This is a genomic window from Gammaproteobacteria bacterium (genome assembly GCA_029862005.1).
Classification (GTDB): domain Bacteria; phylum Pseudomonadota; class Gammaproteobacteria.
The window spans coordinates 19,893-33,776 of the sequence record JAOTYD010000012.1; the positions used below are offsets into that span (position 1 = coordinate 19,893).

14 protein-coding genes are annotated in these 13,884 nt (G+C 53.9%); 3 read left to right on the forward strand and 11 right to left on the reverse strand.

Annotated elements, in window-relative coordinates:
* Positions 1–1,260, reverse strand: a complete 1,260-nt coding sequence (trpB, locus tag OES20_09640; GenBank protein ID MDH3634954.1) for a tryptophan synthase subunit beta — start codon at positions 1,258–1,260, stop codon at positions 1–3.
* A gap of 93 nt (positions 1,261–1,353) precedes the next feature.
* On the opposite strand from trpB, the gene OES20_09645 reads away from it, so the two are divergent.
* Positions 1,354–1,815, forward strand: a complete 462-nt coding sequence (locus tag OES20_09645; protein MDH3634955.1) for a TetR/AcrR family transcriptional regulator — start codon at positions 1,354–1,356, stop codon at positions 1,813–1,815.
* A 128-nt stretch (positions 1,816–1,943) separates the two neighbouring features.
* Positions 1,944–2,999, forward strand: coding sequence for an Ldh family oxidoreductase (locus OES20_09650; protein ID MDH3634956.1), 1,056 nt, complete (start codon positions 1,944–1,946; stop codon positions 2,997–2,999).
* 13 nt (positions 3,000–3,012) lie between these two features.
* On the opposite strand, the gene OES20_09655 is transcribed toward OES20_09650, so the two are convergent.
* Positions 3,013–3,411, reverse strand: a complete 399-nt coding sequence (locus OES20_09655) for a hypothetical protein (protein ID MDH3634957.1) — start codon at positions 3,409–3,411, stop codon at positions 3,013–3,015.
* 128 nt (positions 3,412–3,539) lie between these two features.
* Positions 3,540–5,375 (reverse strand): DNA helicase RecQ, encoded by a 1,836-nt coding sequence (recQ, locus tag OES20_09660; GenBank protein ID MDH3634958.1) that lies wholly within the window; start codon positions 5,373–5,375, stop codon positions 3,540–3,542.
* Positions 5,376–5,499: 124 nt separating this feature from the next.
* Between recQ and OES20_09665 the strand changes: the two genes are divergently transcribed.
* Positions 5,500–5,856, forward strand: a complete 357-nt coding sequence (locus tag OES20_09665) for a YchJ family metal-binding protein (protein ID MDH3634959.1) — start codon at positions 5,500–5,502, stop codon at positions 5,854–5,856.
* A 4-nt stretch (positions 5,857–5,860) separates the two neighbouring features.
* On the opposite strand, the gene OES20_09670 is transcribed toward OES20_09665, so the two are convergent.
* The 8 genes from OES20_09670 to OES20_09705 form a co-directional block, all read right to left on the reverse strand.
* A complete protein-coding gene (locus OES20_09670) occupies positions 5,861–6,268 on the reverse strand; it encodes a CBS domain-containing protein (GenBank protein MDH3634960.1) in 408 nt (135 codons plus the stop codon).
* Positions 6,265–6,615 (reverse strand): P-II family nitrogen regulator, encoded by a 351-nt coding sequence (locus tag OES20_09675; GenBank protein ID MDH3634961.1) that lies wholly within the window; start codon positions 6,613–6,615, stop codon positions 6,265–6,267. The genes OES20_09670 and OES20_09675 overlap by 4 nt, the downstream gene beginning before the upstream one ends.
* A gap of 9 nt (positions 6,616–6,624) precedes the next feature.
* The gene (locus OES20_09680) at positions 6,625–7,404 is read right to left on the reverse strand and encodes a DUF1538 domain-containing protein (protein ID MDH3634962.1); all 780 of its coding nucleotides are present in this window, start codon (positions 7,402–7,404) and stop codon (positions 6,625–6,627) included.
* Positions 7,405–7,412: 8 nt separating this feature from the next.
* On the reverse strand, positions 7,413–8,144 hold the full coding sequence (locus OES20_09685) for a DUF1538 domain-containing protein (protein MDH3634963.1): 732 nt from the start codon (positions 8,142–8,144) through the stop codon (positions 7,413–7,415).
* Positions 8,145–8,285: 141 nt separating this feature from the next.
* The gene (locus OES20_09690) at positions 8,286–9,935 is read right to left on the reverse strand and encodes an ABC transporter ATP-binding protein (protein ID MDH3634964.1); all 1,650 of its coding nucleotides are present in this window, start codon (positions 9,933–9,935) and stop codon (positions 8,286–8,288) included.
* A gap of 5 nt (positions 9,936–9,940) precedes the next feature.
* The gene (locus tag OES20_09695; protein MDH3634965.1) at positions 9,941–11,002 is read right to left on the reverse strand and encodes an ABC transporter permease; all 1,062 of its coding nucleotides are present in this window, start codon (positions 11,000–11,002) and stop codon (positions 9,941–9,943) included.
* Between the two features lie 10 nt (positions 11,003–11,012).
* On the reverse strand, positions 11,013–11,969 hold the full coding sequence (locus tag OES20_09700; GenBank protein MDH3634966.1) for an ABC transporter permease: 957 nt from the start codon (positions 11,967–11,969) through the stop codon (positions 11,013–11,015).
* Between the two features lie 146 nt (positions 11,970–12,115).
* Complete coding sequence (locus tag OES20_09705) at positions 12,116–13,720, reverse strand: ABC transporter substrate-binding protein (protein ID MDH3634967.1); 1,605 nt, start codon at positions 13,718–13,720, stop codon at positions 12,116–12,118.
* Between the last annotated feature and the right edge of the window lie 164 nt (positions 13,721–13,884).

Sequence of the window (13,884 nt, forward strand, 5' to 3'; positions counted from 1 at the left end):
TTAATGTCCTCGCTTTTGCGCCAGTGCTTCGGTCGATCGCGCTGCTTCACGTTGCAGGACCTCGGTCCACTCACGTTGCGGGAAGGCACGTGCCACCGTGAAGATGTCTTTATCGCCACGTCCGCTCAGGTTGATGACGAGATTCTGATCCGGCTTCATCTGTTTTGCACGCTTGAAACCACCGGCGAGCCCGTGGGCCGATTCCAGTGCCGGAATAATGCCTTCAGTTTTCATTAGCAGGCTGAAAGCCTCGGTGACCTCATCGTCGGTAGCCGATTCCGGGACTACGCGACCCTGTTGCGACAGGTAGGCGAGAATCGGTGAAACTCCGACGTAATCAAGACCGGCTGCAATACTGTGTGTATCGCCAAGCTGGCCATCGTCGTTTTGCAGGAACAGGGTTTTGTAACCCTGCGCAATGCCGATTTCACCGGTGTCCTGCGATAGGCGTATCGAGTGTTTACCTTCTTCGAGACTGATTCCGCCAGCTTCAACCCCCACCAGGACGACCTCCGGGACTTCGAGAAATGCACCGAAAGCGCCCATGGCGTTCGAGCCACCGCCGACGCAGGCGACAATTTCGTCAGGTAAGCGACCCATCTGCCGCATCGACTGTTCCTTGATCTCATCGCTGATGATACTTTGAAAATAGGAAACCAGTTCCGGAAAAGGTGCCGGTCCGCAGGCGGTGCCAAGCACATAGTGGGTGGTTTCAACCGATGCCGCCCAGTCGCGTAAGGCTTCATCCAGGGCTTCTTTCAGGGTTTGCGCACCGGTGGTCACGCCAACCACGTCAGAGCCGAGTTGACGCATCCAAAATACGTTGGAATATTGCCGCTCGATGTCTTCTGCGCCCATGTAGATGGTCGCTTCAAGACCGAGACGTGCCGCCATAATCGCAGTCGCAAGCCCGTGCTGTCCGGCGCCAGTTTCCGCGATAACGCGTTGCTTGCCCATACGCTGCACCAGCAAGCCCTGACCGAGGACATTATTGACCTTATGCGCGCCAGAATGATTCAAATCCTCGCGTTTAAGCCAGATTTGAGCACCGCCGAGCTGCTTCGACAGGCGTCGTAACGGCGTGAGTGGCGTTGGCCGGCCGCTGAATTCCTGGCAAAGCGTGACGAATTCCTGCCAGAAAGCAGGATCGTCGCGCAGGCTGAAGAATAAATCTTCGAGCTCGGTGAGAGCAGGTAGCAGGATTTCGGGGACAAAGCGCCCACCAAATTCGCCAAAAAAACCATTTTCGCTGCGAATCATCGTAGCCTCCGGGCATAAAGCGTATTCAAGTAATGACATATACTAAACGGTTTAGTATAGTTTGCACAAATCCTGTCGGGAATCAACCCTGTAATGGCGCAAAAATCCAAGAAAGATCACATCGCCGCTGCCGCGCTACCCCTTTTTATCGAAAATGGTTTCAAGGGGACATCGATTGATATGGTCGTTAAGGTGAGCGGAGTCTCGAAACCTACTGTTTACAACCATTTTCCCGACAAATCTGCGTTAATGCTTGCCGTACTGGCGCGCTGGATCGACAACAACAAGCCGTTGATTTTGCCGATCAAGGATCTAGCCGAGCTGGAAGCCTTTGTTCGTAATCACTGGCTCACTGACGAAACGGTCAGACTCTACGCGATCGTTATCGGTGAAGGCTGGCGTTTTCCGCTGGCCAAAAGGCTGTTTTGGGAACAGTTTGACAGGCTTTGGCGCATTGCCTTCGACTACGTATGTGAGCATTCGCCGCAACTTGATCGGTCGGTAATCGATCGACAACTCGATCGGCAGTTACTAGAACGTTTGCGAGCACTGTAAAACCCGAATTACCTGGAATCGTGTTTTTTATTCACGGCATCTGAACCTTTTGTTGCGCCCTAAAAAGGATTCCCTGGCGGATCGCAATCGCTATACTGGCAACTTCCCATCAGAATAAAATTACGGTGATGAATCAGGACGAGGTGCGCAGCAAGCTCGAACTCGACGAAGGGCGCGTTGTCATTCCGACAGATGAAATTGTCGCACTGGTAAGCGGGATCTTCGAAAACATCGGTTGCAGCGTCGAGGTATCCCGCGAGGTGGCCGGGCACCTCGCCGATTCAAACCTGTGCGGCATGGAATCGCATGGATTGATGCGTACGCTGCAGTACGCCGACCAGTTCGAATCAGGGTATATGCAGCCTGACGTGAGTCCTGAGATCAAGATGACCGATCGTGGTGCGACGATTGTCGATGGTAACGGCGGTATTGGAATCCCCGCAATGCGCCTGGCGATTGAGGAGGGATGCCGGGTTGCCAGGGAGCAGGGTGTCTCCGCGGTCGCGATTCGTAATGTCGGTCATACGGGCAGGCTGGGTGCCTTCACCGAGGCTGCTGCCTACCAGGGATTCCTGAGCATCTGCTTCGGCGGCGGCGGCCGTGATAAATGGCGCCAGGTCGCTCCTTATGGTGGCAAGCGCGGGATGTTACCGACCAATCCCTACAGTATCGCTGTTCCGGGAGGAGATCGCGGTCCGATGATGTTTGATTTCGCGACCTCGAAGATTGCCGGCGGCTGGATTTACGCGGCACGCAGCGCCGGGGCGAAGCTACCCGATAACGTGTTGATGGATCCCGAGGGTAACGTGACGCGAGACCCCGAGGATTATTTTCGCGGCGGCGCGATCATGCCTTCCGGTGGACACAAGGGATACGCGTTGGCGCTGGCGGCCGAGATCGTCGCCGAAGCCATGCTGGGTCCGACCGAAACCGAGGGCAGCTGGCTTTTACTCAACGTGGATACTGCGCGTTACCGCGAACCGGGCCGGCTGCAGCGAATTGCCGAGGAAATCCTGGACGAATTACGTAACTGCCCGCCAGCGCCAGGGTTCGAGCGCGTCGAAATTCCGGGAGAGCGTGAGCGCGAGTACCGCGAGCGGATCCGGGACTCGGGTATTCCGTTGCCCCGGCAAACTCTGCGGCAGATCCAGGCATTATCGAAGCGGCTCGAGGCGGCTAATTGAATTGCAGCTCGATCTAGTATTCGGGCAGTTCGTGCATATTGACCGACACCGGGTATTCGCGCATGCGCTCTTTGATATAGTCGATCGTTGCCTTCTGCGGATCACCGCCCCGCAACGTCGCATCGACACTAACCTTTACCTGTTGAATTTTCCAGTCATCTCCGGCACGCAGGTCGAGTTCAATCTCGGAATGATCCAGTAACAAACCGCGTTCACTGCAGTTGGCGTGAAAGTATGTGTGTTGGCAAATCAAGAAGGAATAAACAAAAATCAGGAAGCCGGGCGACGAGTTACCGATTTCCAGGTTGTTCCAACTGTTATCGGAGCAGGCCTGCGCGCTGATCTGATCGATATTGTTGTCGTCACCACTGTAGTCAAACGATGCCCGCAACTGAAAAGGATGGTCTGACATGCAATTGCCTCGGTCGATTCGTAATGGAAGCTAATCAATCATTACGCTCCGAGGCTGTTTATACAATATCCAGGAAAGGTTAGTGGTTTCCCGAACAGGGATAGGGTCGTGCTGCACGGCCACCCGGTTTAGACGAGATCGACATCAGGTTCTACCCTGGATTCGTCGCGCGGGTACTGCTGAATTATTTGGATCAAGTCAGGCCCATAGAGCTTTAGCTTACGCTCGCCAATGCCCGGAATCGATTCCAGTTGCTCGATGCTTTCTGGCCGATGTTCGCAAATCGTCGTGAGGGTCTTATCGTGCAGGATGACAAAAGGCGGTACACCCTGCGCTTGCGCCAGTTGTTTGCGGTGCAGTCGCAGCGCCTCGAATAGCGGCGTATCGACGCTACCCAGTTCGGCGGCAATTTTGCCCGCGCTTACCTTTTTCACTTTTGTCGGCTTCGCGAACTTGCGCAGCAGCAACTGTTTTTCACCTCTGAGCAGCGGTCTGCAGTCGGGGGTCATCTTTAACGCGCCGTAATTATCAATATCGGCAAAGAGGTAACCGAGTGCAATCAACTGACGGAACAGGCTGCGCCACTCGTTGTTATCCAGCTCACCAATACCAAAAGTACTGATTTGATCATGTCGGTTCTGCACGATACGGTCCCTGGCATTGCCCATCAGGACGTCGATGACGTAATTTACACCAAATCGTTGGCCGGTCCGGTAAACGCAGGACAGCGCCATGCGCGCGGCTTCGGTCGCATCCCAGGTCACCGGTGGGTCAACGCAATTGTCGCAGTTGCCGCAGGGCTGTTCCAGGATCTCGTCGAAGTAAGCCAGCAGGGTCTGGCGACGACAAACGGTTTGTTCGCAAAAACCCAGCATCGCTTCCATCTTCTGGTGCAGGACACGTTTAAATTGTTCATCGGCATCGCTTTGCGCCATCATCTGGCGCAGCGTAATGACATCCTGCATACCGTAGGCCATCCAGGCATTGGCGGGATCGCCGTCGCGTCCGGCGCGGCCGGTTTCCTGGTAATAGGATTCGAGGTTCTTGGGCAGGTTCAGATGTGCGACGAAGCGCACATCGGGCTTGTCGATGCCCATACCAAAGGCGATGGTCGCGACGACGATAACGCCCTCCTGCTGCAGGAAGATGCGTTGATGCTCGACGCGGGTGTGCTTGTCGAGTCCGGCATGATAGGGCAGGGCGATGCGGCCCTTGTCACCCAGCCATTTGGCCGTTTCCTCGACCTTCTTGCGCGACAGGCAGTAAACGATACCGGCGTCGGTCGCGTGGTTGGCCTGGATGAAAGACCACAGGCGCTGCCGGTTGTTATCGCCCTGGGTGACGCGATAAAAGATATTGGGTCGGTCGAAACTGTGCACGAAACGCTGCGCCTCCCCGAGCCTGAGTTGTTGCTCGATTTCCCGCAGCGTGCGCCTGTCGGCAGTTGCCGTGAGGGCAATGCGGGGAACGCCTGGAAAGCGCTCGTGCAAGCGGGTGAGCTTCTGGTAATCGGGTCTGAAATCGTGCCCCCACTGCGACACGCAGTGCGCCTCGTCGATGGCGAATAGCGCGATCCTGCAATCGGCGAGCATATCGAGAAAGTCAGCGCCGAGCGCTCGCTCAGGCGCCACGTAGAGCAAATCGATATCGCCGCTGCGCAATCGTTGCCTGACCTGTTGCTGCTGCTCGAACGATTGGGTCGAATTCAGAAACGCCGCGTTGATCCCGTTTAGCGCAAGCGCGTCGACCTGGTCCTGCATCAGCGCAATCAGTGGTGAAATAATAATGCCGGCACCGTCGCGCACCATTGCCGGGATCTGGTAACACAGCGATTTGCCCCCCCCGGTCGGCATCAACACCAGCGCATCCTGTCCTGCAATCAGGGAGTCGATGATCTGCTGCTGTTGAAAACGAAACTGTGTGTAGCCAAAGCGGCTGCGCAGAATATCAAGTGCTTGAGACATGGTGATATAGTCTTCCTTTTATCAATTGTTTATGAACTGTCCTTGTCATTCCGGTCAACTTTTTGACCAGTGCTGCGGTCGATTTATATCACATCGCGAGCTGCCTGAAAACGCGGAGCAGCTAATGCGTTCTCGATATAGCGCCTACGTGCTTGATGATGTTGAATATTTATCCCAAACCTGGCATTCGGATTTCAGACCCCGGGAGTTGACAGTCGACCCCGACATCCACTACATAGGGCTCACGATTAACACCAGCGATCAACAGGGCAAGCAGGCGGTAATAGATTTCGAGGCGCGCCTGCTGGCAAATGGGCAGGTACAGGCGATGCATGAAAAAAGCACCTTTGTTGAAAATGATGGGAAATGGATGTATACCATCGGTGAGATGTTAACGCCCAGTTTTCAGCCCTGGAAACCGGGAAGAAACGAAACCTGCCCCTGCGGCAGCGGCAAAAAGTTTAAACGATGCTGTACCTGACGCCCTAGAGCAGACGGTCACGAATACCATGCAGTACGATATCGGTATACCCGACTATGCCGATCACCTTGCCACCCTCGAGCACCGGTGCACGACCGATGCCGAAGTTTTCGAACAGGCGCGCGCAATAGCGAATATCCATCCCCGGGTCAACACTGACCACGGGTTTCGACATGATCTCGTAGATATTGATTCGTTCTGGCGCCTTGTTCTTGGCGAGCACCTTCCTCGCGATATCCGATAACATTACGATCCCGTATTCGTCGTTCTCATGTCGAGTATCGACGATGAAACACTTGGATTCGGGGTGACTTGATTTCTTTAGGACCTCCGCCACGGTATCCATACCATCGACGAGATCGAAATCCGGCGTCATCACATCCTTTACTCGAACGATAATTTTTTCACTCATATCTCTTCCTCAACAATTCCAGACAATTGGTTGACCTGTTGCATTACGCCGACCGCATCTTCGACATCGATACTGAAAGCGATACCGGAACCAGGATTGGCTTCAAACTCCCCGGTAGCTTCGATGCTTTCGAGGATATCGCGACACATATGTTCTTCGACCAGTAGCAATACCACATCTCTTTGTGTTTCCAGGCTCAGGCCGAGAAAAGTCTTGGCAACCTGCATCCCCTCGCCGCGGGCGCTGGAAATAACGGTTGATCCGGTGGCGCCTTTATTCCTGGCGGCTTCGACAACTTTTTCAGTGATCGAATCCTCGGTCAGTGCAATGATTAGTTTAAAGTGCATGATGATTTCTCACGAGGTTGTGGTCTTCTTGCCGCGCCTGGCGCTCCATTCAGACAACTGGGCATAGGCAAGTACAGACATTATCGGAAACAGGCTGGCAAAGGCAATCAAGCCGAAGCCGTCGAGCAAAGGGTTGCGACCGGGCACGGTACTGGCAAGCCCGAGCCCGAGTGCCGCCACCAGAGGTACCGTCACGGTAGATGTAGTAACACCGCCGGAATCGTAAGCCAGCGCGATAATCAGGCGCGGCGCAAACATGGTTTGTATCAACACAAACACGTAACCCGTAATTATGTACCAGTAAAGCGGCGTGCCGGTGACAATGCGGTAAACCCCGAGGGCGATGCCGATGGCGACACCGATCGCAACCGCGATGCGCAGGCCCCAGACACCGATACTGCCAGCCGAGACCCGGTTGGCCTTGATCGCGACCGCGAGCAACGAGGGTTCGGCAATGGTGGTCGAAAAACCGATGGCGAATGCAAACAGGTAAACCCACTGGTAATCCCACCATTCGAGTACCCGGCCGATATCATCTCCGGCAATGAAGGCGGGGTCGGTCAACTGCTGCGCCATCAATTTGCCAAGCGGAAACAGCGCCGCCTCAAGGCCCTCGAGAAAAAATGCGAGGCCCAGTAGTACCAGTAAAAAGCCGGCGATTGCTTTTTTTCGATTTGCGATCGGTTTGCGAAATGCGAGGCGTTGGAAGCCGAACAGGATTACCACGATGGGTAACACATCCCAGACGGTTGCCACCAGCGTGTGAAATAAATCGATGAAGATCTGCATCATGGGTGTCAAACCACCATGCCGTAGGCCATGACGAAAATCATCGGCGTCAACGATGCAAACGCGATCAGGCCGAAACCATCGACCATCGGGTTGCGCCCCTTGATTGAGCTTGCGAGCCCAACCCCCAGCGCGGTTACCAGGGGTACCGTGATCGTCGACGTGGTAACGCCGCCGGAGTCATAGGCGATGCCGATTATTTCTTTAGGTGCGAAAAACGTCATGATGACGACCCCGGTGTAGCCAACCACGATCAGGTACTGAATCGGCCAGCCCTTGATGATTCGAAAAACGCCAATCACGATCGCAAAACCGACCGAGAGCGCAACCGTTAAGCGCAGGCCCGTTGCATAGGAAGCCATGGATTTTTCGCTGGCTTCGATCATGCCGCCAGTAGCCGCAATCTTTGCGGCCTCGCCGGCTACCGCGATCAGCGCCGGTTCGGCAACCGTGGTACCGAATCCGAGTGCAAAAGCGAAACTTAATAACCAGAACAGGCTACCCTTGCTGGCGAACTCGAAGGCCATGGTTTCACCGATCGGGAACAGACCCATGTTGAGCCCCTGCACAAACAGGGTTAAGCCGATGACTACAAAAACAACTCCGAGGACTATTTCGCCGAAATTCGGAATCGGTTGTTGTAATACCGCAAACTGAAAAAAGCCGATCACCAGGATGATCGGCAGCAAATCGCGCAAACTGTCAAGCAGTGCGTTTAGTATCGACCTCAGTAATTTCATTTAAGCCCGTCTATGAAAGGCCCGATGGTTCACTATATCAGGACCTCGGACATAGACCCATGCTCGAGTCAAAAAAAAAGCCCACCTAAAGGTGGGCATGATAAAGTGAGCGCCTGACCCGGTCAGTTGATCGGCACGGATTCAGGGTTGATTAACCTCGGTATTGCTATCGACACCACGCTCTTCGAGCAGGGTTGTCAACCAGTCCGGGTCCATTTCCGGTACCGAGGACAGCAACAGGTCGGTGTACGGGTGATGTGGTGGCGTGAACATTTCATCTTTCGGCCCCTGTTCGACCACCTTGCCATACTGCATGACCACGACTTCATCGGCAATAGAACGCACTGTTGCGAGATCGTGGGTGATGAACATGTAGGCGAGGTTCATTTCTTTTTGCAGCTTGTCGAGGAGGCGTAGAATACCTTCCGCCACTAGTTGGTCCAATGCACTGGTCACCTCGTCGCAGATGATGAACGTGGGTTCTGCCGCGAGGGAACGGGCTATGCCGATACGCTGTTTCTGGCCGCCGGAGAGCTCCGGTGGATAGCGGTTGTAGTACAGCGAAGGATCCATTTCGATTAAATCCAGTATTTCGTCAACGCGATTTTTAAGCTCCGGTCCATGCAGGCCACTGTAAAAAGCAGCGGGGCGTCCAATGATCTCGCTGATTTTAACTTTTGGATTGAGCGCGGTATCCGCCATTTGATAAATCATTTGCGCCTGGCGCAGCTGATCCTTGGTGCGATCCCGGTAATCTGGTGGCAGCGGCGTACCCTGGAATAAAACTTCTCCCTTGGTCGGCGGTAACAAACCGGTGATGCATCGGGCCGTGGTCGATTTGCCCGAACCTGACTCACCCACTACCGCAACCGTCATTCCGGAATAGATATCGAACGATACATCTTCCAGCACGGGTGTATCTCCGTAAGCTGCGTCAACATGCTGTACCGAAATCAGTGGAACCGTGTCAGCGGGGCGTGGCACCTGATCCTTTTTAAAATCACGCACCGCCCACAGCGACTTGGTGTAGTCATCCTGGGGATTTTCCAGCATGGTCCTGGTATCGGCTTCCTCAACCTCGTCTCCCTTGAGCAGCACTTTAATGACATCAGCCATCTGCGCCACGACCGCCAGGTCATGGGTAATGTATATGGCCGCGGTATTAAACTGATCAACGATATCGCGAATCGCCGACAATACTTCGATCTGGGTTGTGACATCGAGTGCAGTCGTCGGCTCGTCAAAGATGATCAGGTCGGGTCGACAGGCCATCGCCATTGCCGTCATCGCGCGCTGTAACTGCCCGCCCGATACCTGGTGTGGATAACGAAAACCGATTTCCCTGGGGTTGGGCAAACGCAAACGCTCATATAGCTCCATTGCGTCTTCCTGGCTTTCCAGACGTTTCTGTATCCGATACTGTAACGGTGCCTCGGTATGTTGGTCGATCAATTTATGCGCCGGGTTGAATGAGGCGGCAGCCGATTGCGCGACATAGGCAATGCGTGCACCCCGTAAAGACTGAAGATCTGATGCCGGGGTTGTGGTCAGCTCCAGGCCATCGAATTCGATCGAAGAGCCTTCCGATATACGACAACCATCACGGGTAAATCCCATCGCTGCCAGTCCAATCGTCGATTTTCCGGCACCCGACTCACCGATCAAACCCATGACCTCACCACGGTGCAGCGTCAGGTCAATACCATGCACGATTTCGATCCAGTGTTCGTCGGAGTACCCTTCGATACGTAGATTCTTAATATTGAGCAGTATGCTTTTATCTTGACTCATTTCGATTACTCCTTCAGACCGGACGAGCGGTAAAGCATCCAGTCGACAACAAAGTTAACGGCTACCGTCAGCAGCGCGATTGCTGCTGCTGGTATCAGCGGGGTTATCTCCCCAAAGGAAATCAGGGTTGCGTTTTCGCGCACCATCGAGCCCCAGTCCGCGGTCGGCGGCTGAATGCCGAGGCCGAGGAAGGACAGGCCTGCTACCAGTAGAAATACGAAACAGAATTCGAGGCCGAACTCGGCGATCAACGGTGCTGTCGAGTTCGGTAGTATCTCTTTGCGAATCAAATACCAGGTGCCTTCGCCCCTCAGCTTGGCAGCTTCAATATAATCCATGACCACGACATTTCCGCCGACCGATCGTGCCAGCCTGAATACACGCGGAGCGTAAATGATCGCGATAACGATTATCAGGGTAACGGTATTGGTACCGAAAATACTGAGCAGCAGCAGAGAGAATATCAGCGATGGGATCGACATGATGACATCCACGACCCGCCCCAGAAACTGGTCGAGTTTGCCGCCCTTGGTGGCCGCATACAAACCCGCGGTAGCCCCCATGGCAAATGCCAGGATTGTAGCCAGTAGTGCCAGGCCGACCGTATTCCGGGCCCCGTAGATGATGCGGCTGAACATATCGCGCCCGAGCTGATCGGCACCCAGCAGCATATTTTCATCGGCCGGTGCGAACGCGGATGAAATCACTTCGGCCTCACCGTAGGGTGCAATAATAGGCGCAAATATGCCTGATATCGCATAGGTGAAAATCACGAATAATCCGAATCCGGCAGTTAGCGGTGCGGTGCGCATCTCCTTGGCGAAGTCCTCAGGTAGCAGAATAATCAGGAATTCACGGAAGGAGTAAGATACGCCCGCCGAAAAAGCAATTAATCCGGCAAGTATGGTTACGCTCCACAGCATCGCTTCGCCGCCAACGATACCCATGACAAAAGATACCAGGGTCAGCGAAAATAACAGAATGAACATAGTGCGCTTTTGATAAAAAGCGGCCAGCGTGGAAGCACCGATGACCAGGGCGTAAAAACCAATAATAAAATAATTCATGATTCAGCCCTCACTTCGGATGACGCAAACGCGGGTTGGTCAGAATCGACCCCACGTCGGCGGCCAGGTTTAACAGGATGAAGGTTGCCGCGAAGATCAGGCAGCAGGCCTGCACTACCGGGAAATCCCGCTTGGTGACGGCGTCAACCAGCAATTGCCCGATGCCGGGATAAACGAATACCACTTCAACCAGAACCACCCCGGTGACCAGGTAGGCGAGGTTCAAAGCGATGACGTTGATGACCGGCGCCCATGCATTTGGCAGCGTGTGCTTGACGATGACCTTCCATGCCGGCACACCTTTGAGGCGCGCCATTTCAACATAGGGCGATGCCAGTAGGTTGATGATCGAGGCCCGGGTCATGCGCATCATGTGGGCTACCACGACCAAAACCATCGTCAGCGCGGGCAGGAAGGTCCGATCGAGCCTATCGATTAAAGTCATGCCATCGTCTAACTTCGCGATTGCCGGGAAATACTCGCCCTTGACGGCAAGAAATAGAATCAGAATATAGCCCAGGAAAAACTCTGGAGACGAAATCGACGTCAGGGTAACCACATTGGCAACCCGGTCGAAAACCGAGTTCCTGAACAATGCCACCAGCACACCCAGGAAAATAGCGACTGGAACCGCTATGATAGCGGCATATAATGCGAGGAAAAGAGTATTGATAAAACGAGCGCTGATCGTTGCCGTAACTGGTTGTTGCGATACCAGCGACACGCCGAAATCCCCCGTTACGGCATTACCCAGCCACTCGACGTAGCGGATCGGTGCCGCGCGGTCGAGCCCGAGCTGCTCGCGAAAAGCAGCAAGGTTTTCCGGGGTAGCTCCCTGTCCCAGCACCGCCTGGGCGATGTCGCCGGGCAACAGTTCTACCGCACCGAATATAATGATTGATATGACCAGGAGTGTTACCAAACCCAGGCCGAGTCGTTTTGAAACAATGGATAATATGTCGCCCATAGAGCTATTCCCCCTTAAAGTGACCTCAAACTTCTGAAGCACCTTAGATTTATTATTAAGCTTACCTGGGCCCTCCGGCAATGCCGGGGACCCAGATTCACCTATGCCATCTAGTTGTCCCTAATTAACCAACACCGGGGTAGATATCAGGCAAACCACCAGCGATGTGATCCGCGACCACCATCGAGCTCCCATGCAGATGCGAGGTTGGGTCCGTGTTGTACCTTTTTGTTTCGCGCATAGACAAAGTTGGCGAAAAATGGGATCACGGTGCCACCGTCATCGCTCGCGATCTGGCACATTTCGCGATACTGCGCGGCGCGTTTGGTGTCATCAAGCTCTGCCTTAGCCTGCAGTAACAACTCGTTAAACCGTTTATTCTGCCAGTGCGCCTCGTTCCATGGGGCGTCGTCCTTGTAGGCCAGGGTAAACATCTGGTCGGGAGTCGGGCGAGCACCCCATTTGACGAATACCCAGGGTTTTTTCAGCCAGACATCCGACCAGTAGCCGTCGTTCGCCTCGCGTACGACATTGATATTGATGCCGGCCTTTTTGGCATGTTCGCTGTAAAGCACACACATGTCCACGGCGCCCGGTAAGATACTGTCCGCGGCAGACAAGTCCACATTGAGCGAGCTATGTCCTGCCTTTTTAAGGTGAAACTTCGCCTTGTCGAGATCATAAGGCCGTTGCGGGATATCAGTCGGCGCGTACGGCATGGCGGGAGACACATGGTAGTCATTGCCTATCGTTGCCGTGCCAAACATGATTTTCTCGACGATGTCCTTGCGATCGATCGCATATTTAAGTGCCAGCCTGACATCGACATTGTCAAAGGGCGCGACGTCGCAAAACATCGGCAGTGTAATGGCCGAGCCGCTGGGCACGTTTTCGACGATGAGATTCTTGTTACGCGCCATCAAGGCCATGGTTTTCAGATCGACCGAGGTGATCGCATCGACATCACCGGTAATCAATGCGGTCTGGCGTGCGTTTGGATCGTTGAGTCCGATAAATTCGATTTCATCGAAGTACGCGCCTTCACGATGCCAGCCGTCATGCCGTACCAGCTTGGTGCCGATGCCCGGTTTATGCTCGGTAATTTTATAAGGACCAGCACCTATTTCACCTTGCCATGCCAGTGTGCCATCGGCATTGGCGGGACAAATAGCGAGGTGGTAGTCAGTCATTACAAAGGGTAGATCAGCAAATCCCTGGTTAAGCTCGATGACGATGGTATGGTCGCCTTTCGCCTTGATATCGGTGACCGACGATAACAGGGCCGCTGCTGCCGAAGTTGAATTTTCACCGCGGTGGTGATTCAGCGATGCAATGGCGTCTTTGGAGGTAAACTTCTTGCCATTGTGAAAAGTGGCATTCTTGTTCAGCTCGAAAGTCCAGACCTTTGCATCGGGTGTCGCACTCCAGGAATCCGCCATATCCGGACCAAGTCCGTTTTCGGGCGTAATTTCGGTCAGGTAACTGCGGTGGGTATGCGCGAGTTGTATCATGCCGACGCTTAAATAGGTACCTGGATCGAAGGTGTCGGACGTATTCACATCATGTGCGCCAATTCGGAACTTGCCGCCTCTTTTCGGGGTAGCCGCTGCAACCTCGCTGGTCCAGAGTCCGGATGCCAGGGGTATCGTCATACCCGCCGCCACGGCGAAACGCATGAAGTCACGACGACCCAGCTTGCCGCTTTTTGCGTCCGCGGTCAGCAACTCTTTGAAATCTTTTTTAGTGCTCATTGAACATCTCTCCTCGGTTTTACTTTAACTAGTTTTTATAAAATTATAATTATGCAAACAAAATATGTTTACATTTATTAAGGTTATTACAGAAGGGATATTACCTGATTGTTACCAAAGTTTCGAGTCCTTAGGTTTGATCCCTGCTGAACCCCGGCTTTTCG